Source organism: Streptomyces sp. NPDC126499 (genome assembly GCF_040302485.1).
Classification (GTDB): Bacteria; Actinomycetota; Actinomycetes; order Streptomycetales; family Streptomycetaceae; genus Streptomyces.
In genome coordinates this window covers 107982-132899 of the sequence record NZ_JBEOUO010000005.1, presented here as the reverse complement: position 1 = coordinate 132899, position 24918 = coordinate 107982, and the positions used below count along the sequence as shown (strand labels likewise).

At 72.7% G+C, this 24918-nt stretch carries 22 protein-coding genes, 1 tRNA gene, 2 pseudogenes and 1 riboswitch; of the genes and pseudogenes, 15 read left to right on the top strand and 10 right to left on the bottom strand.

Annotated elements, in window-relative coordinates; genetic code table 11:
- Positions 1 to 2 precede the first annotated feature (2 nt).
- The 4 genes from hpnH to ABTZ91_RS09115 all read left to right on the top strand — a co-directional run bounded on the left by hpnH (position 3) and on the right by ABTZ91_RS09115 (position 3304).
- Positions 3 to 1022, top strand: coding sequence for an adenosyl-hopene transferase HpnH (gene hpnH / locus ABTZ91_RS09130; protein WP_352076492.1), 1020 nt, complete (start codon positions 3 to 5; stop codon positions 1020 to 1022).
- 7 nt (positions 1023 to 1029) lie between these two features.
- Positions 1030 to 2415 (top strand): aspartate aminotransferase family protein, encoded by a 1386-nt coding sequence (locus ABTZ91_RS09125; RefSeq protein ID WP_352076491.1) that lies wholly within the window; start codon positions 1030 to 1032, stop codon positions 2413 to 2415.
- A 75-nt stretch (positions 2416 to 2490) separates the two neighbouring features.
- Complete coding sequence (locus ABTZ91_RS09120) at positions 2491 to 3129, top strand: helix-turn-helix domain-containing protein (RefSeq protein WP_352076490.1); 639 nt, start codon at positions 2491 to 2493, stop codon at positions 3127 to 3129.
- Positions 3130 to 3148: 19 nt separating this feature from the next.
- Positions 3149 to 3304, top strand: coding sequence for a DUF6126 family protein (locus ABTZ91_RS09115; protein ID WP_345484386.1), 156 nt, complete (start codon positions 3149 to 3151; stop codon positions 3302 to 3304).
- A gap of 11 nt (positions 3305 to 3315) precedes the next feature.
- Here the strand turns inward: ABTZ91_RS09115 and ABTZ91_RS09110 are convergent, their stop codons facing one another.
- Positions 3316 to 4113 carry a tyrosine-protein phosphatase gene (locus ABTZ91_RS09110; RefSeq protein WP_352076489.1) on the bottom strand — a complete coding sequence of 266 codons (798 nt, stop codon included), beginning with the start codon at positions 4111 to 4113 and terminating at the stop codon, positions 3316 to 3318.
- Positions 4114 to 4485: 372 nt separating this feature from the next.
- A riboswitch (cyclic di-AMP (ydaO/yuaA leader) is annotated at positions 4486 to 4640 on the top strand.
- Positions 4641 to 4644: 4 nt separating this feature from the next.
- Here ABTZ91_RS09110 and ABTZ91_RS09105 point away from each other — a divergent pair.
- The 3 genes from ABTZ91_RS09105 (at position 4645) to ABTZ91_RS09095 (ending at position 7601) form a co-directional block, all read left to right on the top strand.
- Positions 4645 to 5631 (top strand): LysM peptidoglycan-binding domain-containing M23 family metallopeptidase, encoded by a 987-nt coding sequence (locus ABTZ91_RS09105; protein WP_352076488.1) that lies wholly within the window; start codon positions 4645 to 4647, stop codon positions 5629 to 5631.
- Positions 5632 to 5819: 188 nt separating this feature from the next.
- Positions 5820 to 6584, top strand: coding sequence for an SGNH/GDSL hydrolase family protein (locus tag ABTZ91_RS09100; protein ID WP_352076487.1), 765 nt, complete (start codon positions 5820 to 5822; stop codon positions 6582 to 6584).
- A 234-nt stretch (positions 6585 to 6818) separates the two neighbouring features.
- Positions 6819 to 7601, top strand: coding sequence for an SIMPL domain-containing protein (locus ABTZ91_RS09095; RefSeq protein WP_352076486.1), 783 nt, complete (start codon positions 6819 to 6821; stop codon positions 7599 to 7601).
- A 560-nt stretch (positions 7602 to 8161) separates the two neighbouring features.
- Here the strand turns inward: ABTZ91_RS09095 and ABTZ91_RS09090 are convergent.
- Positions 8162 to 8818: a TetR/AcrR family transcriptional regulator gene (locus ABTZ91_RS09090; RefSeq protein ID WP_352076485.1), complete on the bottom strand. Its 657-nt coding sequence runs from the start codon at positions 8816 to 8818 to the stop codon at positions 8162 to 8164.
- A gap of 117 nt (positions 8819 to 8935) precedes the next feature.
- Here ABTZ91_RS09090 and ABTZ91_RS09085 point away from each other — a divergent pair, with 117 nt between their 5' ends.
- Positions 8936 to 10135, top strand: a complete 1200-nt coding sequence (locus ABTZ91_RS09085; protein WP_352076484.1) for an MBL fold metallo-hydrolase — start codon at positions 8936 to 8938, stop codon at positions 10133 to 10135.
- 125 nt (positions 10136 to 10260) lie between these two features.
- Here ABTZ91_RS09085 and ABTZ91_RS09080 read toward each other — a convergent pair whose 3' ends face one another.
- Positions 10261 to 13554 carry an NACHT domain-containing protein gene (locus ABTZ91_RS09080; protein WP_352076483.1) on the bottom strand — a complete coding sequence of 1098 codons (3294 nt, stop codon included), beginning with the start codon at positions 13552 to 13554 and terminating at the stop codon, positions 10261 to 10263.
- A gap of 81 nt (positions 13555 to 13635) precedes the next feature.
- Between ABTZ91_RS09080 and ABTZ91_RS09075 the strand changes: the two genes are divergently transcribed.
- The 6 genes from ABTZ91_RS09075 (at position 13636) to ABTZ91_RS09050 (ending at position 18419) form a co-directional block, all read left to right on the top strand.
- Complete coding sequence (locus ABTZ91_RS09075; RefSeq protein WP_352076482.1) at positions 13636 to 14013, top strand: hypothetical protein; 378 nt, start codon at positions 13636 to 13638, stop codon at positions 14011 to 14013.
- A 518-nt stretch (positions 14014 to 14531) separates the two neighbouring features.
- A complete protein-coding gene (locus tag ABTZ91_RS09070) occupies positions 14532 to 16424 on the top strand; it encodes an ATP-binding protein (RefSeq protein WP_352076481.1) in 1893 nt (630 codons plus the stop codon).
- A 7-nt stretch (positions 16425 to 16431) separates the two neighbouring features.
- The gene (locus tag ABTZ91_RS09065; RefSeq protein WP_352076480.1) at positions 16432 to 16866 is read left to right on the top strand and encodes a roadblock/LC7 domain-containing protein; all 435 of its coding nucleotides are present in this window, start codon (positions 16432 to 16434) and stop codon (positions 16864 to 16866) included.
- Positions 16867 to 16868: 2 nt separating this feature from the next.
- Complete coding sequence (locus tag ABTZ91_RS09060; RefSeq protein ID WP_345484374.1) at positions 16869 to 17240, top strand: DUF742 domain-containing protein; 372 nt, start codon at positions 16869 to 16871, stop codon at positions 17238 to 17240.
- Positions 17218 to 17853: an ATP/GTP-binding protein gene (locus ABTZ91_RS09055; RefSeq protein ID WP_352076479.1), complete on the top strand. Its 636-nt coding sequence runs from the start codon at positions 17218 to 17220 to the stop codon at positions 17851 to 17853. The genes ABTZ91_RS09060 and ABTZ91_RS09055 overlap by 23 nt, the downstream gene beginning before the upstream one ends.
- Positions 17850 to 18419, top strand: coding sequence for a GAF domain-containing protein (locus ABTZ91_RS09050; RefSeq protein WP_352076478.1), 570 nt, complete (start codon positions 17850 to 17852; stop codon positions 18417 to 18419). The genes ABTZ91_RS09055 and ABTZ91_RS09050 overlap by 4 nt, the downstream gene beginning before the upstream one ends.
- A gap of 104 nt (positions 18420 to 18523) precedes the next feature.
- Here ABTZ91_RS09050 and ABTZ91_RS09045 read toward each other — a convergent pair whose 3' ends face one another.
- From ABTZ91_RS09045 to ABTZ91_RS09035, 3 genes are all read right to left on the bottom strand, one after another.
- Positions 18524 to 19723 (bottom strand): acyl-CoA dehydrogenase family protein, encoded by a 1200-nt coding sequence (locus tag ABTZ91_RS09045; protein WP_352076477.1) that lies wholly within the window; start codon positions 19721 to 19723, stop codon positions 18524 to 18526.
- A gap of 661 nt (positions 19724 to 20384) precedes the next feature.
- Complete coding sequence (locus tag ABTZ91_RS09040) at positions 20385 to 21287, bottom strand: transketolase C-terminal domain-containing protein (RefSeq protein WP_352076476.1); 903 nt, start codon at positions 21285 to 21287, stop codon at positions 20385 to 20387.
- A gap of 47 nt (positions 21288 to 21334) precedes the next feature.
- Entirely contained in the window at positions 21335 to 22033 is a 699-nt protein-coding gene (locus ABTZ91_RS09035) for a transketolase (RefSeq protein ID WP_352076475.1), read from the bottom strand.
- A 124-nt stretch (positions 22034 to 22157) separates the two neighbouring features.
- On the opposite strand from ABTZ91_RS09035, the gene ABTZ91_RS09030 reads away from it, so the two are divergent.
- A tRNA-Pro gene (locus tag ABTZ91_RS09030) sits at positions 22158 to 22231 on the top strand.
- 176 nt (positions 22232 to 22407) lie between these two features.
- Here ABTZ91_RS09030 and ABTZ91_RS09025 read toward each other — a convergent pair.
- From ABTZ91_RS09025 to ABTZ91_RS09010, 4 genes and pseudogenes are all read right to left on the bottom strand, one after another.
- Positions 22408 to 22934: pseudogene (locus ABTZ91_RS09025) on the bottom strand (FtsX-like permease family protein); the annotation flags it as partial.
- A gap of 28 nt (positions 22935 to 22962) precedes the next feature.
- Positions 22963 to 23328 (bottom strand): MazG-like family protein, encoded by a 366-nt coding sequence (locus ABTZ91_RS09020; protein ID WP_352076474.1) that lies wholly within the window; start codon positions 23326 to 23328, stop codon positions 22963 to 22965.
- 211 nt (positions 23329 to 23539) lie between these two features.
- Positions 23540 to 23687, bottom strand: a pseudogene (locus ABTZ91_RS09015) (PIG-L family deacetylase); the annotation flags it as partial.
- A 43-nt stretch (positions 23688 to 23730) separates the two neighbouring features.
- A complete protein-coding gene (locus tag ABTZ91_RS09010) occupies positions 23731 to 24894 on the bottom strand; it encodes a bifunctional class I SAM-dependent methyltransferase/NUDIX hydrolase (protein WP_352076473.1) in 1164 nt (387 codons plus the stop codon).
- Positions 24895 to 24918 lie beyond the last annotated feature (24 nt).

Here is a 24918-nt window from a genome sequence, read left to right as displayed (position 1 = left end):
TTATGGCCATGCCGCTCCGTCAGTCCATCCGGGTCGGGACCTACCTCTTCGAACAGAAGCTCCGCAAGCGGGACAAGTTCCCGCTGATCGTGGAGCTCGAGCCGCTGTACGCGTGCAACCTCAAGTGCGAGGGCTGCGGCAAGATCCAGCACCCGGCGGGCGTCCTGAAGCAGCGCATGCCGGTCGCCCAGGCGGTCGGTGCCGTCCTGGAGTCCGGGGCGCCGATGGTCTCCATCGCCGGTGGAGAACCGTTGATGCACCCTCAGATCGACGAGATCGTGCGCCAGTTGGTGGCCAAGCGGAAATACGTCTTCCTGTGCACCAACGCGATGCTGCTGCGCAAGAAGCTGGACGACTTCACCCCCTCCCGGTACTTCGCCTTCGCCGTGCACATCGACGGACTGCGCGAACGCCACGACGAATCCGTCGCCAAGGAGGGCGTCTTCGACGAGGCGGTCGCCGCGATCAAGGAGGCCAAGCGGCGCGGCTTCCGGGTCACCACCAATTCCACGTTCTTCAACACCGACACCCCGCAGACGATCATCGAGGTGCTCAACTTCCTCAACGACGACCTCAAGGTCGACGAAATGATGATCTCGCCCGCCTACGCCTACGAAAAGGCCCCCGACCAGGAGCACTTCCTCGGCGTGGAACAGACCAGGGAACTCTTCAAGAAGGCCTTCGCGGGTGGGAACCGGCGCCGCTGGCGGCTCAACCACTCCCCGCTCTTCCTCGACTTCCTCGAAGGAAAGGCCGATTTCCCCTGCACCGCGTGGGCGATCCCCAACTACTCCCTCTTCGGGTGGCAGCGCCCCTGCTACCTGATGAGCGACGGCTACGTCCCCACGTACCGCGAGCTCATCGAGGAGACCGACTGGGACAAGTACGGCCGCGGCAAGGACCCGCGCTGCGCCAACTGCATGGCGCACTGCGGCTACGAGCCCACCGCCGTCCTCGCCACCATGGGCTCGCTCAGGGAGTCGCTGCGGGCGATGCGCGAGACCGTCTCCGGGAACGGGTGACCGCGTCATGACGGGCGGTTTCGACCTGAGGGCGCTGCTCGCCGAGCGCGGCGGCGAGCGCTACGAGCTGCACGCCCGGCACCTCAACCACCAGCTGCCGCGCATGCTGCACACCATCGGCTTCGACAAGGTGTACGAGCGGGCCGAGGGCGCCCACTTCTGGGACGCCGACGGCGCGGACTACCTCGACATGCTCGCGGGCTTCGGCGTCATGGGCCTCGGCCGGCACCATCCCGTCGTCCGCAAGGCGCTGCACGACGTCCTCGACGCCCAGCTCGCCGACCTCACCCGCTTCGACTGCCAGCCGCTGCCCGGACTGCTCGCCGAGAAGCTGCTCGCCCACAGCCCGCACCTCGACCGGGTGTTCTTCGGCAACAGCGGCACCGAGGCCGTGGAGACCGCCCTGAAGTTCGCCCGGTACGCCACCGGCCGGACCAGGGTCGTCTACTGCTCCCACGCCTTCCACGGCCTGACCACGGGCTCGCTCTCCGTCAACGGGGAGAAGGGCTTCCGGGACGGCTTCGCACCGCTGCTGCCCGACACGGCGATCGAGCTCGGCGACCTCGACGCCCTGGAGCGGGAACTGCGGCGGGGCGACGTGGCCGCCTTCGTCGTGGAGCCCATCCAGGGCAAGGGCGTCCACGAGGCCCCGCCCGGCTTCCTGCGCGCCGCCCAGGAGCTCCTCCACCGGCACGGCGCGCTGCTGATCGCCGACGAGGTGCAGACCGGCCTCGGCCGGACCGGCGACTTCTACGCGTACCAGCACGAGGAGGGCGTCGAGCCGGACCTGGTCTGCGTCGCCAAGGCGCTCTCCGGCGGCTATGTGCCGGTCGGCGCCACCCTCGGCAAGGACTGGATCTTCAAGAAGGTCTACTCGTCGATGGACCGGGTGCTGGTCCACTCGGCCAGTTTTGGCTCGAACGCGCAGGCCATGGCGGCGGGCCTGGCCGTGCTCTCGGTGATGGAGGCCGAGGGCACGGTGGCGCACGTCCGCCGGATCGGCGACCTGCTCGCCGGCCGGCTGCGCGAGCTCGTGCCGCGCTACGAACTGCTGCACGAGATCCGTGGCCGCGGACTGATGATCGGCATCGAGTTCGGCCGCCCGTCCTCGCTGGCCCTGCGCAGCCGCTGGACGATGCTCCAGGCGGCCCGCAAGGGACTCTTCGCCCAGATGGTCGTGGTGCCGCTGCTGCAGCGCCACCGCATCCTGACCCAGGTGTCGGGCGACCACCTGGAGGTCATCAAGCTGATCCCGCCGCTGGTCATCGACGAGGCGGACGTGGACCGCTTCGTGACCGCCTTCACGGCGGTGATGGACGACGCCCACGGCGGCGGCGGACTGCTGTGGGACTTCGGGAGGACACTGGTCAAGCAGGCGGTCGCGCAGCGCTAGCGCGCGGGGACCCGGAGTTTTTGCCTCTGGGGCAAGAAACTTGCCCCAGAGGCATGATCCTGGCGCAATGGACGCATGGACCACGTCCCCGAGGGCGGCTCCCCGGATCCCGCCGCGCGCCCCGCTCCCGAAGCGCTGCCCGACGTCGCCCCGCGGCTGCGGGACCTGCGCCGGCGCCGCGGACTCACCCTGGAGGCCGCCGCCCAGCGCGCCGGTCTCTCCCCGGCGCACCTGTCACGGCTGGAGACGGGCAACCGGCAGCCCTCGCTGCCGATGCTGCTCGCCCTGGCCCGTATCTACGGTACGACGGTGTCCGAGCTCCTCGGCGAGGTGCCGCCCGAGCGCGACCCCGTCGTCCGCGGCGGGCGCTCCGAGCCGGTCGAGGCCGACGGCTGGACCTACCGCCAGGCGGGCGGGGCCGGGCGCGCGATGCAGTGCCTGCGCGTGCACGTGCCGTACGCCACCCGCGCGGACATCGTGCGGGTCCATCCCGGCGAGGAGTGGATCCACGTCCTGGAGGGCCGGGTGCGGCTCGCGCTCGGCGAGGCGGTCCATGTCCTCGACCCCGGGGACAGCGCGCACTTCGACTCGCTCACCCCGCACCGGATCGGGGCCGCCACCCCGGCCGGGGCGGAGCTGCTGTTCGTCCACACCCTGATGCAGAGCCCCGCCGCCGAGCTGTGCCTCGGCGACGGTCCTCCGCACCGCCGCTGACGTCCCGAAAGGTACCGCCATGTCCGAGAAGTCCGTACCGGTCACCGGCGAGGAGCGCGGCGCCGGCAAGTTCCCCAAGGGGCTGGTGCTCCGCCTCTTCGCCTACCTGGTCGCCGGGCACCTCTTCGCCGGCTTCCTCTACCTGCTCTTCATGCTGGGCGGCCAGAACCAGTAGGCCGCCCGCCCTCACCCCTGGTCGAGCAACCGCTCGCGCAGCAGCTCCCGGGTCTGCGGGGAGAGCCGCAGTCCCTCCGTGAGGTAGGCGTCCACCGAGCCCCAGGTCGCGTCGATCGTCTCGAAGGCGGCCCGCAGATACTCCGCCCGCGCGTCGAACAGCGGGCTCAGCAGCTCCATCACCTCCGGCGACATGCCGTCCGGGGCGGTGGAGCTGCGCTGCACCTTGTAGCGGCGGTGCGGCGCGTTCGACTTCAGGTAGTCCTCCTCGATGGCGTCGCGCTCGACGCCCACCGCCAGCAGCGACACCGCGATCGACAGACCGGCCCGGTCCTTGCCGGCGGCACAGTGCATCAGCGCGGGGACGCTGTCCTCGGCCATCGCGTGCAGGATCCGGCTGTGCTCGGCGGTCCGCTCGACCATCATCTTCCGGTACGAAGCGGACATCCGGGCCGCGGCCTTGCCGTCACCGAGCAGCTCGCGCAGCTGGGCGAGGTCACCCGAGCGGACGAGCGCCCAGAACTCCTTGCCGTCGGCCGGGTCGCTCAGGGGTATGTTCACGTTCCGCACACCCGGCAGCTCCACGTCCGGCCCCTCCACGCGCCGGTCCGCCTCGTTGCGGAAGTCGAAGACCGTGTGCAGGCCCAGGCCGGCGAGGAAGGCGGCATCCTCGGCGGTGGCGTGCGCCAGGTGTCCGCTGCGGAAGAGCCGTCCGGGGCGCACGGTCCGGCCGTCCACGGTCGGCAGTCCGCCCACATCGCGGAAGTTGCGTACGCCGGTGAGCTCGGGCTCGGTCGTCGCTTGCGTCACGGTTGCTCCTGGTCTCGAGATCGGTTCCCGGGGCAATCATCCAGGTGGGAGGCCCCGCACGCACCCCCTCGGGCAGGAATAGGCGTTCTGTCCGAATTGAGGGTTTAGGTATAACGCGCCCTGGTTGCAGGGGAGATGAGGATCCGGGCGTGAGCAGCGTCATAAACGTGACGGACCGTGCCTGATCGTCTTTTCCAAATTCCCTTGTGGAAAGGGAAATCGAGGGACCGTCATCGACGGAGGGTGACCGGAATTCCGGTCGGATATCACGGGATCACGGCCCTGGCGAAAACAGTGGCTTGTTCCCGTCGGCTCCCCTCGTCTAGCGTCGCGCTCAATCCGGACGGACCGCCGAATCCTGCCACCGCCCGGAATCCGCACCCACCCGTACAAGGCAGGAGCGGGGGACCCAGGTACTACGCCGATCCCTCGACGAAGGACGGCTCGGGGTGAAGCCGCGCGACCACGCGGCCGGACATCTCCAGTCCGAACCCGACAGCTCACCTCGCAGGCGACGGAGAGGAATTCGCCATGCCCGCGAAGGGTAAGCACCGCCGTCCCAAGGCCAACCCGATCACCCGTGGATTCGTGGCCGCCGGCGCCGGAGGCGCCGTCGTCGCCCTCCCGCTCATCGGCGCCACCGGCGCGCACGCCGCCGAGCAGGCGGCGCCGGCCGCCGCTCCGCAGCAGGCCGTCGCCGCCGCGGCCCCCGCCAAGGCCCCGGCCGCGGCGACCAAGAAGGCCGCCCCCACGACGTACACCGTCGTCCGCGGCGACTACCTGTCCAAGATCGCCGACGAGCACGACCTCGCCGGCGGCTGGCAGAAGCTCTACCGCGACAACCGTCAGGTGATCGGCGGCAACCCCTCGCTCATCCTGCCCGGCATGGAGCTCACCCTCGGCGGCACGTCCCCCGCCAAGGCCCCGGCCGCCGCGCCCAAGGCCCCCGCGAAGGCCGCCTCCAAGGCGAAGAGCCCCGCGAAGTCCTCCGGTGACGGGCAGCGCGCCTCCCGTGGCAGCGAGCGCTCCTCGGACGCGGGCACCTCCGCCTCGGCGTCCACGGCCGCCTCCTCGTCCTCCTCCTCCTCTTCTTCCTCCTCTTCCTCGTCGTCGTCCGGCTGGGTCGCCCCCGTCAGCGGCGGCATCTCCACCCCGTACCGCGCCTCGGGCTCCATGTGGTCCTCCGGCTACCACACCGGTGTCGACTTCATCGCCTCCTCCGGCACCACCGTCCGCGCGGTCGGCGCCGGCACCGTCCACTCCGCCGGCTGGAGCGGCGCCTACGGCAACGAGGTCGTCATCCGGCACGCCGACGGCACCTACTCGCAGTACGCCCACCTCTCCTCGCTGTCCGTCTCCACCGGTCAGTCCGTGAGCGGCGGCCAGCAGATCGGCCTGTCCGGCTCGACCGGCAACTCCACCGGCCCGCACCTGCACTTCGAGATCCGCACCGGTCCGGGCTACGGCTCCGACATCGACCCGCTGGCCTACCTGCGCCAGCACGGCGTGGGCATCTGACACGCCGTCCGACAGCGCGTCCGCCCGGGGCCCGGCACACCACGTGCCGGGCCCCGGCGTATTCCGGCTTGGGACAATCTTTATCGGTGGCATATGTCACCCTGCGTCAACCCCTCCTTACGGTCGCGTAGGTCACACCCGGAGGGGAATGATGTGCTCCCGTGGCAGACGATTCGACATCAAGAGACATGAACGCATTCGGGTCGTACGCGGCGATCGGTGACAGCTTCACCGAGGGCGTCGGAGACCCCGGGCCCGACGGGACCTACGTCGGCTGGGCGGACCGGTTCGCGGTCCTCCTCGCCGACCAGCTGCCGGAGCACGACTTCCGCTACGCCAACCTGGCGGTACGGGGGCGCCTTCTCGACCAGATCGTCGCGGAACAGGTCCCGCGGGCGAAGGAACTCGCCCCCGACCTCGTGACCTTCTGCGCCGGCGGCAACGACATCATCCGCCCCGGCACCGACCCCGACGACGTCGCCGAACGCTTCGAGCGCGCCGTCGCCGACCTGACGTCCGCCGTCGGCACCGTCATGGTGACGACCGGCTTCGACACCCGCGACGTGCCCCTCCTCAAGCACCTGCGCGGCAAGATCGCCACGTACAACGGGCACGTCCGGGCCATCGCCGACCGCTACGGCTGCCCCGTCCTCGACCTGTGGTCGCTCAGGTCCGTCCAGGACCGCCGCGCCTGGGACGAGGACCGGCTCCACCTGTCACCCGAGGGCCACACCCGCGTCGCGATGCGCGCCGCCCAGGTCCTCGGCCTGCCCGTACCGGCCGACCCGGAGCAGCCCTGGCCGCCCCTGCCGGCGCGCGGCACCCTGGAGGTCCGCAAGGACGACATCCACTGGGCGAAGGAGTACCTCGTCCCCTGGATCGGCCGGCGCCTGCGCGGGGAGAGCTCGGGCGACCACGTGGCGGCCAAGCGTCCGGATCTGATGCCGCTGTAGGGGGCGGGGGCGCCGGGGCGGCGCGGGTCGCGCCGGTACGGGCCATTCCGGACTGGACCTCGTCGGCGACGAACAGGGTGCGGGCCCGGGCACCGGTGGTACGGAGAGGTGAAGGATCGGTCCCGCCCAGGAGTGGCGCGGAGGCGCCGCCGGGGGCGGCTGGTGGGATGTCCGCGCCGCACACGGCACCCGCCATGGCACCCGCCACGGCAACCACCGCCGAAAGGACCGCCCATGACGTCCCGTCACCCCGTCGGAGCCCGTCCCGGAGCCCTCGCCCTCGCCGCGGGCGCCGCGCTCGGCGGGCTGCTGCTCGCCGGCGCCGCAGCCGCGCCCGTGTTCGCCGCCGCCCCCGCTGCCACCACGGCGCCCGCCGCCGTACGGCCGGCCACACCGGCCACCGTGACGGTCAGCGGCAGCGGCCGGGCCGCCGCCGCGCCCGACGTGGCCGTGGTCTCGGTCGGCGTCGAGGCCACCCGCAAGACCGCCAAGGAGGCGATGGCCGCCCAGAGCACGGCGGCCAAGGCGCTCCTCGCCGCGCTGCGGGAACAGGGCGTCGCCGACCGGGACATCCGCACCGAGAGCCTGTCCCTGTCGCCGGTGTACGCGCAGACCGGCGGAGGCGAGAGCAAGGTGACCGGCTACCAGGCCGGACAGGGCTTCTCCGTGAAGGTCCGCGACATCGACAGGACCGGTCAGATCGTCGGCGCCGTCAGCGAGGCCACCGGGGACGCGGGCCGGATCAACGGCGTCGTCTTCGACGTGGCCGACCCCACCGCGCTGCGCGCCAGGGCCCGCGAGGCGGCCTACCGCGACGCCCACCAGAAGGCCGCCCAGCACGCCCGCCTCAGCGGTCACCGGCTCGGGCGACTGGTGTCCCTCACGGAGGGCGAAGCCGTCCGCCCCGCCCCGGGAGCCGTCCCCAGCGCCCCCGCCGACGGCGGCGAGGGCGTGCCGCTCGCACCGGGCGAGATCGAGGAGCACGTGACGGTGACGGCGGTCTACGAACTGGTGTGACCGCGGCGGACGCGGTGCTGTCGGCCGGGGGTGGGGGCGGCCCGGGGCGAGTGCGGTCGGTGTGCCGTCCGGGGCCGGTGCGGCGGGGAGCCGCCCGGGGCCCGCGCGGCGAGGCGCCGGCTGGGCCCGCACGGTCGGGGAGCCGCCCGGCCCCGCGACGGTTGAGCCGCCCGCCCTGGGCCTGCGCGGTCCGAAAGCCGCCCCGGCCCCGGCCCGTACGGTTTTGGTGCCGGCCCACGCTCCCGCACCCGGCAGGCGGGGCCGCGCCCACGCCCGGCCTACGCGCCTACGCCTGGCCTACGTGCCCGCACCCGGCAGGCGGGGCCGCGCCTACGCCTGGCCTACGTGCCCGCACCCGGCAGGCGGGGCCGCGCCTACGCCCGGCCTACGTGCCCGCACCCGGCAGGCGGGGCCGCGCCTACGCCCGGCCTACGCGTCCGCACCCGGCAGGCGGGGCCGCGCCTACGCCCGGCCTACGCGCCCACGCCTGGCCTACGTGCCGCACCCGGCATGCGGGGCCGCGCCCGCACCCGGCACGCCGGCCCGCGCCCACGCCCGCCCTACGCGCCTGCGTCCCCGTCCGTCCCGCCCTCTCGCCCGCGCCTCCGCCTCCTGTCGGACACCGACGGCAGGCCGAGCTCGCGGGCGAGGGCCGTGTCCGCCCAGTCCAGCATCGTGGCGCGGGGGAGGGCGCCGGGGTAGCAGGTCATCTGGACGGCGAGGCCGTCGAGGAAGGCGGTGAGGCGCCAGGCCGCGGCGTTCGGGTCGGCGCAGGCGAACTCGCCGGCCGCCGTGCCCTCGGCGATCACCGAGGCGAGTTCCGTCTTCCAGGCCCGGTCCAGCGAGGCGGCGACCTCGCGGAGGGCCGGTTCACGCAGGGCGGCCGCCCAGCTCTCGATCCAGAGGCGCCAGCCCTTGGCCTGGCCGGTCGGGGCGTACCAGCGGACGGCCGCCCGCAAGCGCCGTACCGCGGTGGTGCGCCGGCCGAGCAGGGTGCGCAGCCGGGCCAGGTCCTCCTCGGCCGCGTGCGCGAAGGCCGCCGCGACCAGCTGTTCCTTGGTCTCGAAGTGGTAGAGCACCAGGGCGTTGCTCACCCCGAGCTCGGCGGCCACGTCGGCGATCCGGACGGCCGTGGCCCCCCGGGCCTCGATCTGGACGACGGCAGCCCGCAGCAGCGCTTCCCGCCGCTCCGCCACGCTCAACCGCTCTCTCGCCACGGTCCGACCCTACACAGCACATGACAAGGGCATGATCAGTCCATGCAGGGCCGTCCGTGCCGCCGACGCCGCACCGGGCCGCTCATAATGAAGGGACCCTCGACTTCAGGAGGTCCTGTGACCGGCACTGGCTCCGACCACACGCTGCGGGCACGGCTGCGCGCGCTGCGCCCCGCGGCCTTCGGCGCCGACCCAGCGGGGGAGCGCCTGGAGCGCATCCGCCGTTCCCCGAACTTCGCCGACGGCGTCTTCCGCAACCCGCAGGAGGCCCGGCACCGGCCCTCCGGTTCGACCGTCGAGTTCGCCAAGGTCTACTTCGAGAAGGAGGCGCGGGCGCGCCGGGCCCCCAGCGGCACGATCCCCGTGCACCCGACCACCGTCGCCGACCTGGCCCGGCCGCCGGCCGACGGTCTGCGGATCACCTGGATGGGGCACTCCAGCGTCCTCGCCGAGATCGACGGACACCGGGTGCTCTTCGACCCGGTCTGGGGCGAGCGCTGCTCGCCCTTCGCCTTCGCGGGTCCCCGTCGCCTCCACCCCGTCCCCGTACCGCTGGCCGCGCTCGGCCCGGTCGACGTGGTGGTGATCTCGCACGACCACTACGACCACCTCGACCTGCCCACGATCAACGCGCTGGCCGGCACCGACACCCTCTTCGCGGTCCCGCTCGGCGTCGGCGCCCACCTGGAGCGCTGGGGCGTGCCCGCCTCCCGGCTGCGCGAGCTGGACTGGAACGAGTCGGCCGAGGTCGGCGACCTGCGGCTGACCGCGACCCCCGCCCGCCACTTCTGCGGCCGTGGCCTGCGCAACCAGCAGCACACCCTGTGGGCCTCCTGGGTCGTCGAGGGCCCCGAGCACCGGATCTATCACAGCGGCGACACCGGCTACTTCTCCGGCTTCCAGGAGATCGGCGCCGCCCACGGCCCCTTCGACGTCACCATGATCCAGATCGGGGCCTACTCCGAGTACTGGCCGGACATCCACATGACCCCCGCCGAGGGCCTGCGCGCGCACCTCGACCTCCAGGGCGGCGCCCCGCACGGGGTGCTGCTGCCGATCCACTGGGGCACCTTCAACCTGGCCCCGCACGCGTGGGCGGAGCCGGGGGAGTGGACGAAGGACGTGGCGGAGGAGGCGGGGCAGGCGGTGGCGTTCCCTCGTCCTGGTGAGCCGTTCGAGCCGACCGGGACGCTGCCGGGGGAGCCGTGGTGGCGCGGGATCTCCCGGCCCATCGCCCGCCCGTGGCGCCGGCCGGCACCGGCGCAGCCTCCCGCCGAGGCTCCGGAGCGCGATCTCGATCTGGCGGGTGATCGCTGACGTCGGAGGAGGACGAGTCGGTCGAGGGCCCCGGCGGCCGAGGTCATGTACGAGCCGACGAAGCCGACGGAGGCACCTCGACGTCCCCTGACAATCCCCGGCCGTCATCGGCTCGATCGTCCCGTTCAGGGCCTGCACCCGAAGAGCATGCCGGTCGGCGGTTCGCCGTACGCGACGCCCGACAGGTCGTACACCTGGGAGGCGGGTTCCTGGCACCACACGATGTTGCGTCTGCCGGTGAGCTGGACCGTGTCGGCCTTCCGCACCCAGACCGAGTTCTGCTCCCCCCGGATGTACAGTCCGTCGCAGGAGCCGGTCAGGGTCAGGCTGACCTCGTCGGCGTAGATCTCCACCGCTCCTCCGCGGCAGTGGTGGGTCCGCTCGACACCGTCGGTGTCGATCCGCAGCTCTGTCGGAGCCGGTGACGCCTCGGGCGAATCGGAGGGGGCCGGGGCCGGGCTCGGTGTGGGCGTGGGCGTCGGGGGCGGAGTGTTCCGCTCGTCCGTGTCGAGGGAAGCCTCGCACCAGGGCGTCGAAGAGGCGTCGGCCGGCGGCTCGTCGTCGGAGATCTCCAAGGCGCGCAGGGCCGCCGCGGCCTGGGCGAGGGCGACGTCGTCGGTGGTGTCGAGGCAGACCGGGCGCAGGTCCCCGGTCTGCACCGAGACGATGACGTTCTCGACCCGGACGAGGGCGTACGACGGAGTGCCGGGCCCCGAGACGGCGGCCTCCTGACCGATACCGTGGACCCTGTGCGTCGCCCACTCGTCGCTCATGCGGCCGAACAGTTCGGAGGCCACCTCCACGGCGCTGCGGGAGGTCTCGGGGCGCACGACCTCCACGAAGAGGTTGAGGAAGTAGGAGCCCACGTAACGGCTGTCGGGGACGGCGAGGGGGCCCGACGTCTCCAGCAGCGGCGCCGAGGCCGTATCCGTTTCACCCTCCCAGGAACAGGAGTACCGGTCCGGGTCCTCCCGCTCGGTCGCCCTCAGGACGTAGCCCGTCGGCACGTCCAGCGGCGGGCAGTCCAGCCCCTCGCTCGTGTACGGCCCCGGCGCGCCCGGCGTGAAACTCGTGCCCAGCAGGATCGCCAGGGCGGCGGGCACCGCGGACAGGTTGACCCACGAGGGCGGGAGCAGGGGGCGGCCGGGCTCGGCGGGTTCCGGGGCGGGGCGGCCGGCGAGACGCTCCTGGAGCCGGGCGTGGCGGAACTCGTAGACACCGCCGGCCTGGCGCAGGACGCCCCGGTCGTGGGCGTCCTGCAGGAAGGCGCCGAGAGCCCAGGGCAGCCGGCCGGTGGTCGCGAGGGCGACCCGGGTGGCCGTGAAGGCCCACCAGGCCGACGCGGCGACGCCGAGCAGCGCCAGCGCCACGAGTGAGCCGACCGCGGCGACCGTCCAGATCACCGGACCGACCGCGTCCTGGCCACCGGTGCGGTGCCAGGCCGTCACGACGACCAGCGGGGCGAGGGCCGCCCAGGCGAGGAGCCAGGAGCGGACCGCGGCCGGACCCTCGCCGCGCAACGCGTGGACCGGGCCGAGGAGCAGCACCGAGGCGCGGTCGGAGCGCAGCAGCTGCCAGGGGCTGCCGGCCCGGGTGACGTCCACGGCGTGGTCGACGAAGGCGCGCGACGCGAACAGCAGCGTCAGACCGGCCAGGACGAGGGGCGTGACGTGCAGGGACAGCCCGAGCGGCAGCACCACGGCCGCGGCGATCGCGCCTTGTACGAGGAACTCCCGCCACCGCCCGCGCACGGTGATCCGGCGTGGCGTGATCCCGGTGTCCGGGGTCCCGAACGGCCGGGTCAGCAGCGCGGCCAGACACGCCGCGGCCTGGATGCCGAGGACGTACGGCGGGGGAGGCCGCTCCGGCCGGGGCGGCTGTCCGAGGACCAGCCAGCCGGTGACCGCGAGGGTGAGGGCCAGGGCGAGGACCTCCAGCGCCGCGCGGGCGGCCTCGGGGACGCCCGGGGTCAGCCGCCACCAGGCGATCTCGCGCAGTCCCAGGCGCTGCAGGCGCCGGGCGAGCGTGGTCAGCCACGCCCGGGCCTGGGCGGCGGTCCACTCCGGGCCGGGCCGACCCGTGGCCGGATCGGGGCCCGGGCCGCGGCGGTAGACGGCGGTGACGAACTGGTCGAGGAGGTGGTGCTCGACGGCGTCCCGGTCGGGGAAGACGTCCTCCCGCAGCAGTTCGGACGGGGAGGCGTCGGTGTCGCTGTAGGCGGCGCGGGCGAGGGCGACCATCAGCGGGGTGGACAGGACCTCGCCGAGGAGCGCGCCCTGCTCTCCGGGGGCGTCCAGGACCGTCGTCCAGTCCGAGTCGCCCTCTTCGCCGTCGCCGTCGCGGACCGGATCGACGGTGCGGGGGAGGAACTCCCTGAGGTCCTCCGCCTCCAGCGGCGCCAGCTCGATCGTGGCGGACGGGCGCAGGGAGCCCGCGTCCGCCCGGGTCGCATCCCGGTACTCCGTGGGGCGGCTGGTCAGCAGCACGGGGCCGGTGGTCGCGCCCTGCCGTTCGTTGAGGGCGGCGATGACCTCGGGGCGGGCGGCCTCGGGCAACTCGTCGAGGCCGTCGAGGACCAGCAGGAGCCTGCCCGTGCGGTACAGCTTGACCGCGGTGTCGGGATCGCCCAGATCGGCGAGCGAGGGGCACGTCTGGACGACCCGGGCGGCCACCCACCTCTCGAAGGGCGTCGTCGCCGGATTCCAGGAGGACAGCGGCAGGAGGACCGCGACGGGCTCCCCGGGGGCGTGGTCCCTGCGGTACCGGAGGTGGGCCAGCACGAAGCGCGCGGCCAGGACGGACTTGCCGGCCCCGGCACCGCCCAGCACGACCAGACGGTTCGACGCCGTCCTGAAGGCGTGCCGGACGTCGTCGAGGCTTCCGCCCGGCGCCAGGGGCTCGGCACGCGCGTCCGGCGCGTGTTCCGGGAGCGGGCGGTCGACCCAGTGCCAGCGCACCGGCAGCGGAGCGGGGTCGTACAACCGGCGGGCCTGCTCCTCCCGTTTCCAGGCGGCCTCCGTGGTGGCGGCGAGCAGCGCGGCGGCCGAGTTCAGCCGGTACTCCTCGTCCAGGGCGCGATAACCCCGCCATCTGCGTCGGGCTCTGCGTAGCTGCAGCGCGGTGCCGGCCAGGCCGAGCAGGGCGCCCGCGGCCAGCAGCCAGGTGAGCGCCGGCGGCTTCTGGGAGCCCAGGCGGTCCAGTGCCTGCCAGCCGAGCAGTCCCGTCGCGACGGACAGGGCGAGGGCGACGGCGTGGGCGGCCACCGCCGGCCAGGCGTTGGCTCCGCTGCCCGGGAAGACGAGCTGGCCGACGATCGTGCGTGCCTGGACGACGACCTGGGCGTTGCCGCTGTAGACGTGCGTCGAGACCGGCCGGCGGGTCTCCGGCCCGTCCGGGTCCTTGGTCGGTTCTGTCGCCATGCGCACCCCGTCAGCAGACCGTCGTGCGGCACCATACCCATACGCGCACGTTCACGTTTCACGAACGACTGGAGGGCTTGCGTGGAACCCATCACGGCAGGACTGCTCGTGGCTCTCGCCTCGGGGACGGCCGGTGCGGCCGGGCAACAGATCTGGGCGTCCCTGCGCGATCTGGTCACCCGAAGGGGGACCCGTCCCGGCGAGGACGAACCGGCGATGACGGCCGAGCCCCCGCGCACCGAGGAACGGGCCGCGCAACTCGCCGCGCTGCTCAACGAACGCGCCCGGCAGGATCCGGACTTCGCCACCGCGCTGGAGACCTGGCGGCGGCGGGCGAACGCGGAGGTCGCCGCGCGGTCCGGGGACGTCACGAACCAGATCACGGGCGGTACGCAGGGAACGGTGATCCAGGGCCGGGACTTCCACGGGGACATCACCTTCGGCGGCCGTTCCTCCTGAGAGGGTGGGCGCACCGGCGGGCCAAGGGTGCCCGTGCCCGCCGGCCGCCCGCCCGTCGCGTCTTCCTGACGCACCGTCGGCCCGCCGTGCGCACACCTGTGCGGACGCGAATCCGGAGGAGGCCGGTCCGCGCCGGAGTGGCGGTGTGAAGGGCGTGGGTGGCGTGCGCCGGAGCGGAGGCGCGCTCCCTGGTGTGCGCCCCTGCAACGGATTCCGGTCGGCGACGACGCCCGCGGAGCCAGGCGGCCCGTGCCCGCGTACGCCCTCTTCCGCTCCGCTCCCGCACCTTCCCGTAAGGCGAGTTTCGGCCAATCCTTCTCGGCCTGTCGTGCGAAGGGCGATACCAGACCGGGGCGCTCTACGGGTAAGTTTGCCAACTGCGCACCGCACATGAACGGTTGACGACTACAGTGGCTGCTTGGTGATCATCGGTAGGCTCATCACACCCACGTAGGACACCTCCCCCTGTAGTGCACCCCCGTAGTACGCCGAATCCTGGGCACGTACCAAGGACACTCATGTCTCAACTTCGCGCACCCGCCGCGCGGTCCGAACGCCGCGAGGGCGGGCGGCACGGCCGGTCAGGCACCCGCTCCGCCGTCGGCGCGACCGGTGCCGGTTCCTCCCCGTCCCCCGCGCCGCTTCCGACCGAGGCCCGCATACGCCCCCAACTCCTGCGTACCTCCGTTCTCCCCGCGGTCGCCGTGGCGCTCGGCGGTGCCGCCGCCGTGCTGTTCACGATCCGCTCCACCGGCGCCGCCCTCACGCCCGGCCTGTGGGCCGCGCTCACCGGCGCCGCGGCGCTCACGGTGGCCTCGGTGACCGCCGCCGCGCTCGGTGCCGACCGGGCCGCCAAGGCCGTCCTGGACCGCGCCAACGCCCTGCGCCGCTCCAGCGCCCGCAGCCAGAGCGAACTGCGGACCATCCTCGAACAGTTGCGCAGGGGCGAGAGCCCGGCTCCCCGGCCCGCGCTGCCCGCCGGCTCCCCCTCCGGCGACGAATTCGACCTGCTGGCACAGGAGCTGACCCGCTCCCACGAGGCCGCCGTCACCGCCGTGGTGCAGGCCTCCAAGCTGTCCAGCAGCGTCGGGAACGAACAGAAGGTCGAAGTCTTCGTCAACCTCGCCCGCCGGCTCCAGTCCCTCGTCCACCGCGAGATCCAGCTCCTCGACGAGCTGGAGAACGAGGTCGAGGACCCCGAGCTGCTCAAGGGCCTGTTCCACGTCGACCACCTGGCCACCCGCATCCGCCGGCACGCGGAGAACCTCGCCGTCCTCGGCGGTGCCATCTCCCGCCGCCAGTGGTCGAACCCGGTCACCATGACCGAGGTGCTGCGCTCCTCCATCGCCGAGGTCGAGCAGTACCCGCGGGTGAAGCTGGTCCCGCCGATCGACGGTACGCTCCGGGGCCATGCCGTGGCCGACGTCATCCACCTCCTCGCCGAACTGGTCGAGAACGCGACGCTGTTCTCCGCGCCGCACACCACCGTGCTGCTGCGCGCCCAGTACGTCACGGCCGGCCTCGCCATCGAGGTCGAGGACCGCGGCCTCGGCATGCCCGTCGCCGAGCAGAACAAGATGAACGCGCTGCTCTCCGACCCCGACCAGGTCAACGTGGCGCACCTGCTCCAGGACGGCCGCATCGGGCTCTTCGTCGTCTCCGCCCTCGCCCGGCGCCACGGCATCGCCGTACGGCTCCAGTCGAACATCTACGGAGGCGTGCAGGCCGTGCTCGTCCTGCCGCAGGGCCTGCTCGGCGCCGACCCCGAGGGCCTCGCCCGGGGCGAGGGTCAGGCCGCACAGGCCCAGGCCCAGGTCGCCGCGAAGGCACAGGCGCACGCCCGGGAGCTCGACGGCCAGGCACCCATGCGGCAGACGGCACCCGCGGCTCCGGAACGCACCGCCCCGGCCGCGGCCCCGGCACCGGCCCCGATGCCGCAGGCCCCCGCCGCGCCGGCACCCGCGTCCGCGCCGGCACCCGCCCCCGTACCGGCACAGGCCCAGGCGCACGCGCAGGCCCACCAGCCGTCCTCGCAGGCACCCGCCGCGCAGGCCGCGCCCCCCGTACAGCGGCCCGCGACCCCCACCGGCGCGATGACCGGCACCCCCGGGGTCCCCGCGCAGTCCCCCCACGCCGGCGGCCACGGCTCCGGCACCGCCCCCCACGCCTCGGCGACCGAGGTCCCCCCGGCCCCGGTCTCCGGAGCACCCGGCAGGCCCGTCCTCCCCAAGCGGCGCGCCCAGGAGCATCTCGTCCCGCAGCTGCGCGACGAGCCCGCGGCCCGCAGGCCCGAGGAGCACGCCCTGCACGACCCGGGCCTCATGGCCGCGTTCCAGCGCGGCATCGGCCTCGCAGAATCCCAGCCCGCCCCCCGTGAACCGCTGCGTCCCGGTGACGCGCACAAGGAGTAGATGCACCATGGCGAGCAATGCGCCGAACGGCCATTCCTCGGATCTCGACTGGCTGCTCAGCGGCCTGGTCCAGCGGGTCCCCTACACCCGTAACGCCGTACTGCTCTCCTCCGACGGCCTCGTGAAGTCCGTCCACGGCCTCGACCCCGACGCGGCCGACCACATGGCGGCGTTGGCGTCCGGTCTGTACTCGCTCGGCCGCAGCGCCGGCGCCCGCTTCGGCGACGGCGGAGAGGTCCGGCAGGTCGTGGTCGAACTGGACTCCACGCTGCTGTTCGTCTCCACCGCCGGCTCCGGCACCTGTCTCGCGGTCCTCGCGGGCCGGGAGGCCGACGCCGCCGTCCTCGGATACGAGATGGCCATGCTCGTCAAGAGCGTGCGGCCGTATCTGGTCACGCCGGCCAGACAGGGCGCCGGCGCGGCGGGCAGTACGGGGCAGTGACCATGGGGTCCCCACAGGAAGGGCCCTGGCTCGACGACGCGGCCGGCCGGCTGATCCGCCCGTACACCGTCAGCGGCGGGCGGACCCAGCCCACGGCGGCACTCGACCTGCTCTCGATGGTGATGGCGACCGGCACGGCACCGCAGCCGCACATGGGTCCCGAACACAGCCTGGCCCTCGGGCTGTGCGACGGACCCACCTCGGTGGCGGAGATCGCGGCGCACTTACGGCTCCCGGCCGTCGTCACCAAGGTCCTGCTCTCCGACCTCGTGGACTGCGGGGCGCTCACCGCCAGGGCTCCCCGCTTCCACGCCAATCCAACCGACCGTTCCTTGCTGGAGGCAGTGCTCGATGGCCTACGACAACGGCTCTGAGCGCCACGAACGTGGTCCCGAAGGCTTCGCGACCGACCCGTTTCCCACCGCGCTGAAGATTCTGGTGGCGGGCGGGTTCGGCGTGGGCAAGACCACGTTCGTGGGCGCCGTCAGCGAGATCGAACCGCTGAGCACCGAAGAGCTGCTGACCTCGGTCAGCGCGGCCACCGACAGCCTGGAGGGCGTGGAGTCCAAGACCACGACCACGGTCGCGATGGACTTCGGGCGCATCACCCTCGACGACAAGAACGTGCTCTACCTGTTCGGCACGCCGGGCCAGGAGCGCTTCTGGTTCATGTGGGACGAGCTCTCCGAGGGCGCGCTCGGAGCGGTCGTTCTCGCCGACACCCGACGCCTCCAGGACTGCTTCTCCGCCGTCGACTTCTTCGAACGGCGGGGCATCCAGTTCGTCGTCGCGGTCAACGAGTTCGACGGCGCCTACCGCTACGACCCGGACGAGGTACGGGCGGCCCTCGACCTCAAGCCCACGGTCCCGGTGGTGCTCTGCGACGCCCGGATCTCCAGCTCCGGCATCCGCACCCTGCTGACCCTCGTCCAGCATCTGCTCACCACCATCCCGGCCGCCGTGCCGAGCTACGGAGCCACGCCATGACCTACGATCCGACCGGTCACCTGCTGCTGACCCCCATCGACCAGGAGGCGCCCGCCCGGGTCCGCCGCCTGCGCGAACTGGGGCTGGGTGAGCAGCCCGACCCGGCCTTCGACGAGTTCGCCCACCGTCTCGCGGAGGTGACCGGCGCCCCCTTCTCGATGGTCAACTTCATCGACGAGAACCGGCAGTTCTTCGCCGGCCTGCACACCCCGGCCGGCACCCACTCCGGCACGGACCTCGGGGCGACCGCCGCCGGCGGCGGTGTCGGCCGCTTCATGGCCCGCGACCACGGCTACTGCCCGCACGTGGTCGTGCGCCGCAAGGCCCTGGTCCTGGAGGACGTCTGCGACTACCCGCGGTTCGCGGGCAACCCGGTCGTGGACGAGATCGGCATCCGCTCGTACATGGGTGCTCCGCTGATCGACCGTACGGGCGTGGCCCTGGGCACGATCTGCGTGGTCGACACGGACGTGCGGCCCTGGGGGCGCGCCGGTCTGGAGACGATCAAGGCGATGGCGGCGGAGCTGGTGGAGCAGATCCACCGCCGCGAGGACGGCAGGATCTGACGACGTCCTCGGCCCCTTCGCGGGCGTACGGGGACGCGTACCAGTGCCCCGGTGTTCGGCTCCCTCGCCGGACTCCGGGGCACGTCTTTTCCGTCGGCATCACGTCAGATGTGCGCGGGTTCCATACGGACCAGATCGGACAGCCGCTCCGACCAGCTGCCCTTGTCCTGGCCGAGGGCGACCTCGGCGAGGCGGAGGAGCTGGATGTCGGAGGTGCCCGCGGGGGCGAAGATGTGGTGCGCGTCGCGGAGGTACCGCTCGATGGGCCGGTCGGTGAAGAGGCCGGCGGCGGCGTGGATCTCCATGGCGTTGCGCCCGGAGTCGATGGCGGACTCGACGTTGACCAGCTTGGCGTTCATCAGCTCGGTGTCGCAGGACATGCCCTGGTCGAGCAGATGGACGGCGTGGTAGGCGGCGAGCCGGGCCGTCATCAGACGCGACTGCATCTGCCCCAGCTTGAGCTTGACGGTGGGGAGTTCGGCCAGCGGCTTGCCGTAGCGGATGCGCTCGGTGGTGAATCGGGTGGTCTCCTCCAGGATCGCCTGGTGGATGCCGAGCGACACGGCGGTGAGATTGGCGCGGCCGTAGAGGACGCTGGAGGAGTACGCGACGGCCAGGCCGTCCCCCTCGTCGCCGAGCCGGTTGGAGGCCGGCACCCGGCAGTTCTCGAAGATGAGCTCGCCGAAGCTGAAGCCGTGCAGTCCCATGGCCGCCTGCTGCGGACCGGTCCTGAATCCCGGGCGATCGGATTCGACCAGGAAGGCGGTGAGTCCCTTCGAACCGGGACCGGTTCGGACCACGACACCGTGCAGGTCGCCGACATGGCTGTTGCCGACGTAGACCTTGCTGCCGTTGAGGATGTAGTCGTCGCCGTCACGTACCGCGCTCGCGGACATGCCGAGGACGTGGCCGCCGGACTCGGGCTCGGTGACCGCGATGGTCGGCAGGCACTCGCCGGCGGCGATGGCCGGAAGCCAGGTCTTGCGCTGTTCGTCGCTGCCGAAGTGCACGATCTTGGCGGTGCCGAGCTGCGAGGCCTGGACCATGGCACCCATCGCGCCGCTGACCCGCGACAGCTCCTCGATGATGATCGTCTTGGCCAGATGGCCGGCGCCCATGCCGCCGTACTCGTGGCCGATAGTCGCGCCCAGCCAGCCCTGTCGGGCGATCAGCCGGGACAGTTCGTGGTGGACCGTGCGCGACGCCTCCATCTCCGGTATCCGTGGCCGAACCTCACTCTCCGCGAAGTCCCGGACCTCGTCCCGGAGCTGGTGATGCAGCCGACTGCTGAAGTAGCCGTCCATTCGAGTCCTCCCCTGCGAAACGCCTGCTCGTCGAGTGGTCCGAGCAGGTGGTGCATCGGCAGTGGTCCCGTCCCGAACAGGCCGACCACTTCATGGTGTTGATCTTTATGAGGTGGAGCAATATCGCCACCAAGTTTGTCCGAAAACGGAACGGTTGACGTTTGTTTCTGACTGTGTTTCGCGTGGTCTTGGCCTGCTCAGTCCGGTCCGAAGGGCATTCCCCGGGGGCATCTTTCTGCCACATGCCAACGGCAACGGGTTCACGGGCATATGGCGTCGAGGAGGGCCGGGTCGCCTCATACGTCACTTCATCACCGAAGAGGCGGCATTCCGGAACCGTCCCCGGTGGGGCGGAGGCCAGGAACCACCGGGTGCGCGGGCGGGTGAATCCCTCTGTGGGGTTGCTGCGGGGGCGCGTGGAGGCATCCCCCGGCGCAGGAGCGTGGTGAACGGAGCGGCCAGCGCTCGTCACGGAGCGTGCGCGGGGGTGGGCGCGGGGCGGGCGCGTGGGCGTGCGCCTGGGGCATGCCCGCCGGCCATCCTCGGGGGCCGGAGCGAGGAGGGGCGGACGGGCGCGCTCCGGGGCTGGCGCGAGGAGGGGCCGACGGGCGCGGTCCGGGGTCGCCGGGGGAGCCGGCGGCGGCCGGCTCCCCGATGCCGTTCACCCGAGGAAGGCGGCGATCCTCGCCCGCAGCGTCGCCGGGTCAAGACCCTGACCGGCGAGGTGCTCGTCGACGGAGCCGTAACGGCGCAGCTCGCGCCGGGCGATGCCGAGCCCCAGGACCCGGTGCGGCACCTCGGCCAGGGCGTCGTTCGCGACCGCCGTCGAGGTCCCGGCGAGATACGGCTCCACCAGGACCACGTCCGGGCGCGCCCCGGCGACGGCCCGGCGCAGGCCCTCGCCGTCGAAGGGGCGGACGGTCGTCGCGTACAGCACCGTCACGTCCAGACCCTCGGTCGCGGCCAGCACGTTGTCGAGCATCGGACCCACCGCGACGACGACCCCCCGAGAGCCCTCGCGCAGCACGGTGGAACCGCCCCCGCCCCCGCCGCCGAGCGCGTACGGCGAGGTGTTGGCGTGCACCGACAGCCGCAGATAGACCGACCCGTCCCCGGCGGCCGCCTGCCGCAGCAGCGCCTCCGCCTCGTCCGGATGCCCCGGCACGTGCACGGTCCAGCCGTCGAGGGTGTCCATCAGTGCCACGTCACCGGGCGACATATGGGTGAAGCCGCCGGCCGGCCAGTCGTACGAGCCGCCCGCGCTGACCAGGATCCCGTGCACGTCCTGGTGTCCGAAGTCCAGCTTCACCTGCTCGAAGGGGCGCTCCACGAGGAAACTGGCGAAGGTGTGCATGATCGGCCGCATCCCCGTGAGGGCCATTCCGCCGCCGGCTCCGATGAGCAGCTGCTCGCGGATCCCGACGTTGATCACCCGCTCGGGGTGGCGCAGGAGGGCCTGCTGGAAGCCGTCCTTGCTGATCTCGGCGAGCAGGAGCGCGAGGCGGGGGTCGTCATCGAGCAGGCGGGTGGTGGTGGCGATGAAGCGGTCGCGCATGGTGTCCATGAGGATCTTCTCCAGGGTGGCGTGGGGGAGGGGCGGGGTTGCGAGGGTCAGCTCTTGGGCTCGACGCGGGCGACGACCGCGCGGGGCCGTCCGGGGTGCGGGGCGGTGTACGCGGCGTACAGCGCCTGGTGGTCCCGCCCGTCCACGGTCTCGGCCGACCACCCGGCCGCCTCGAACCGCGAGGCGATCCCGCCCGGCCAGCCGTAGCTGGCGGAGCCGTTGTCGATCACCAGCGTGTGCAGCTGTTCGAGCCCGGCGGGCCCGGCGAAGGCCAGTGCCTCGTGGTTGCTGCCCTCGTCCAGCTCGGCGTCCCCGATCAGCACCCACACCCGCGGCTCGGTGAGCCCCTGCGCCCGCAGCCCGAGGACGCTCCCCACCGCCAGCGGCAGCCCGTGCCCGAGCGACCCGCTCCCGATCTCCACCCCGGGCACCAGCGTGCGGTCCGGATGGTGCCCGAGCGGCGAGTCGTACCCGCCGAACCCGCTGAGCACCTCCTGTCCGATGAACCCCTTCTCGGCGAGGGCGGCGTAGTACGCCATCGGCCCGTGCCCCTTCGACAGCAGGAACCGGTCCCGCCCCGGATCCCGCACGGTCTCCGGCGACACCCGCAGCACCCGGTCGTAGAGCACCCACAGCGCGTCGAGGGTGGAGGTGGCGGCGGGCGAGTGCTTCTCGTCTCCGGTCATCTGCGCCATCAGCCGGTGCAGCCGCTGGATGTCGTCCCGTGCGTACGTCGTGTTCGTCATGGCACACACCGTGCTACCTCAAGTGTGCTTGAGGTCAACCGCAAACCGGTTCGTGACCACGCGCGGAAGTGCGGTATTGTTCTCATGCGCGTTCGGCCAGGGAAACCCCAGGTCAGACGGGCACCGGGACGTGGCGCAGCTTGGTAGCGCACTTGACTGGGGGTCAAGGGGTCGCAGGTTCAAATCCTGTCGTCCCGACTTGCTTTCACGCAGGTCGGAGGCCGTATCGGAAGTATTCGATACGGCCTCGATCGTTTTGGGGGACCAGTGGGGGACCAGGGTGGCCGGCGCGGGCGCGAAGGCCGTGTCGTCGAAGGTGCTCGATGCCGAGCTCGTGGCGCTGCCGGCCGCTGCGCCGGGCCGGGTTGACCTTGCTGGCCGCGGGTGGCGCCGACGGAGCGGCGCAGGCCGATCTCGAAGCGGCGCTCAAGGACGGAGATGCTCATGGTGTTGGCGACGCCGACTCCGCCGACGAGGAGGGCGACGCCGCCCAGGCCGAGGAGCAGGCTGCTGAAGGCGCCTTCGGTGGCGGCTTTGGCCTTGAGGTTGGCCGAGGGGTCGCTGACCTGGAGTTGCGGGGTGTCTGGGGGTCGACGGTCCGCGGGATGAGGGCGCGTACCGCGGTGACGGCTTGGTCGGCGGAGCGTTCGTAGACGGTGGTGGGGTGGCCGTCGAAGCCGAGCCGGCTCGTGGCGGTGTCCCAGCCGAGGAGGGCGGATCGGGCGATCTCGGGTGCCAGGGGCAGTTCGTCGAGGATGCCGATCACCGTGTGGTACTGGCCGGCGATGTAGACCTGCTGGCCGGGGCTGGTGATGCCCAGGCGCTGGGCGGCGACGTCGCCGAGGGCCGGGTACGTGCCGGTCGCGGCGTTCAGCCAGGTGCCGCTGCGCACGCTGCCGCGTGGCCGGGCAGTGGTCTTCATACGCTGCTCACACCTCTTCGCGGGGCGGCGCGCCGGCCTGGTCGCCCAAGGCGAGGAACTTCGCGGCCTTCCGGGTGAGCAGGGCGTCGAAGAAGGCCGGTGCCTCGTCACCGAGCATCCGGTGGAGCGTGACCAGGCTGGTGATCGCCGTATCGGCGATCTCCTCCTGGACGTCTTGCCAGGTGTGGCTCTGTCCCTTGCGGGGGTTCGTGGCCCAGGCGCCGATCACGGCCTGGGCCGACTCGCCGACCTCCTCGGCGACCTTGAGGACCTGCAGGGTCCACTGCTGCTCCGCGGGGATCCCCCGCGCGGTGTCGAGGCTGGTGAAGAGTTCGGCCAGCCGGCCGATGGTCTCCCACGGCGAGGTGTTCACATCGGGCTCCTTGGTCCTTGTAGGGGGCGCAAGCGTCCGCAGACGCCGGCCGGGGCGTTGTGCTCACGTGGCAACGTCGTGACCGGACCGCGGCACGGTCTCCGAGGGGCGGCCACGCAGGAGGCGCCCCACCAGGCCGGAGGGGAGGTGCCCGGCGCCCTTCGCGACCGTGCCGATGACGTGTACCGGATGCTCCGGGGGCGCGCCGGATCCCGGGTGGCGGTGACCACGGCGGTCGTCGCGCCGGCCGCGGCGTGCCGCGCGAGGACGCCGCCGGCCAGAAGCGCCTCGTCGTCGGGGTGACCGAAGACTCCGAGCAGGGACGGAAGGGGAGGGAGAGGGGGAGGGGGAGGGGGCACGATGAAGGGGCCTTTCTGCGAGGTCTGGTGGACGAACGCTGGGCTAGCCGCGTGCGGTGGCGGAGAAGGGCTGGAAGTGGGCGGGCGGATGGTCGAGGGGGAGGTTCGGCTTCCAGGCCGTCAGGCACTGGCTGGACGGGACGAACAGCGACTGCGGCAGGGCCTCTTCGGGCCAGAAGTGCCAGTCGCCGATGGTGTCTTCACGCTGCTGCGGGACGCCGGACCAGTGGGGGACGAGGACGGGCACCGTCACCCGCACGACGTCGTCGACACGGTCGAGGAGCGTCCCGAGAACCTGCACGTCGGCGGGATCGGCGACGAGTCCGGCTTCCTCGGCGAGCTCTCGCACCGCGGCCTGCGCGAACGTCTCGCCCGGCTCCACGACTCCACCCGGGAGCTCCCACGTGCCGAGACGGTGCTTCCCCAGCAGGAGGCCGTCCGGGCCGTGCACGATGACCCCCACCCCGAGGACGGCGTTCGGTGGGGGCGGGGTGTTCGAGCGGGGGCGGCTCGGCACCCGCTCCGGGCGGCGGGCCGCGTACAGCCGGTACGACAGTGGCTGGCCGGCCTTCGGGGAGTCGATCCTCGTCACCGTCTCCATGACGAGGCCGTGGTCGACGAGGAGGTCCTCCCAGAGCTGGGGTTCGAGGACCCACATGTGCATCCGGTGGTCGGTGTCCGTGCCGGGCAGCCGCAGCACCTCGGGGCGCGCGGTGACGGAGTCGGACGGCCCCTCGCCGCGCGAGTTGGTGTGCAGGGCGGTGAACAGCAGCCGCCCGCCTGGCTTGAGGGCATTGGCCAACGCGGGCAGAAGGCGGTGCGGATTCAGGAAGGGGACACCGCTGACGGAGTAGATGAGGTCGTACGGGGCGGCTTCCCGCAGGTGGTCGACGGCGTCGGCGCACACCAGGCGCAGCCCGGGGGTGTCGGGGTAGCGGGCGAGGGCGCGCTGGTGCTGGGTGGGGGAGGCGTCGACGGCGGTGACGTGGGCGCCGAGGGTGGCGAGCCGGGCGGCGTGCCGGCCGACGCCGGCGCCCAGGTCCAGGACGCGCAGGCCGGCGACGTCGCCGAGCGTGTCGATGCCGGGGCCGGCCTGCGGGATGTCCCAGGCCCAGTCGTCCAGCTCGGGCAGGTCGAAGGTCCGGCCGAGCTGGTGACGGCCGTAGAGCGTCCAGATCTCGGCGATGTGCTTCTCGATGTCCAGCACGGGGTGCTTCCTTCCGGTCGCGGG

Excerpts from the sequence above, each read along its gene's own strand:
- ABTZ91_RS09045 (WP_352076477.1), bottom strand. The coding sequence starts at position 19,723 with ATGGACGGCTACTTCAGCAGTCGGCTGCATCACCAGCTCCGGGACGAG.
- ABTZ91_RS09115 (WP_345484386.1), top strand. The coding sequence starts at position 3,149 with ATGTCCGAGAAGTCCGTACCGGTCACCGGCGAGGAGCGCGGCGCCGGC.
- hpnH (WP_352076492.1), top strand. The coding sequence starts at position 3 with ATGGCCATGCCGCTCCGTCAGTCCATCCGGGTCGGGACCTACCTCTTC.
- ABTZ91_RS09080 (WP_352076483.1), bottom strand. The coding sequence starts at position 13,554 with ATGGCGACAGAACCGACCAAGGACCCGGACGGGCCGGAGACCCGCCGG.
- ABTZ91_RS09100 (WP_352076487.1), top strand. The coding sequence starts at position 5,820 with ATGAACGCATTCGGGTCGTACGCGGCGATCGGTGACAGCTTCACCGAG.
- ABTZ91_RS09060 (WP_345484374.1), top strand. The coding sequence starts at position 16,869 with ATGGGGTCCCCACAGGAAGGGCCCTGGCTCGACGACGCGGCCGGCCGG.
- ABTZ91_RS09040 (WP_352076476.1), bottom strand. The coding sequence starts at position 21,287 with ATGGACACCATGCGCGACCGCTTCATCGCCACCACCACCCGCCTGCTC.
- ABTZ91_RS09105 (WP_352076488.1), top strand. The coding sequence starts at position 4,645 with ATGCCCGCGAAGGGTAAGCACCGCCGTCCCAAGGCCAACCCGATCACC.
- ABTZ91_RS09070 (WP_352076481.1), top strand. The coding sequence starts at position 14,532 with ATGTCTCAACTTCGCGCACCCGCCGCGCGGTCCGAACGCCGCGAGGGC.
- ABTZ91_RS09120 (WP_352076490.1), top strand. The coding sequence starts at position 2,491 with ATGGACCACGTCCCCGAGGGCGGCTCCCCGGATCCCGCCGCGCGCCCC.
- ABTZ91_RS09055 (WP_352076479.1), top strand. The coding sequence starts at position 17,218 with ATGGCCTACGACAACGGCTCTGAGCGCCACGAACGTGGTCCCGAAGGC.
- ABTZ91_RS09050 (WP_352076478.1), top strand. The coding sequence starts at position 17,850 with ATGACCTACGATCCGACCGGTCACCTGCTGCTGACCCCCATCGACCAG.
- ABTZ91_RS09125 (WP_352076491.1), top strand. The coding sequence starts at position 1,030 with ATGACGGGCGGTTTCGACCTGAGGGCGCTGCTCGCCGAGCGCGGCGGC.
- ABTZ91_RS09035 (WP_352076475.1), bottom strand. The coding sequence starts at position 22,033 with ATGACGAACACGACGTACGCACGGGACGACATCCAGCGGCTGCACCGG.
- ABTZ91_RS09095 (WP_352076486.1), top strand. The coding sequence starts at position 6,819 with ATGACGTCCCGTCACCCCGTCGGAGCCCGTCCCGGAGCCCTCGCCCTC.
- ABTZ91_RS09065 (WP_352076480.1), top strand. The coding sequence starts at position 16,432 with ATGGCGAGCAATGCGCCGAACGGCCATTCCTCGGATCTCGACTGGCTG.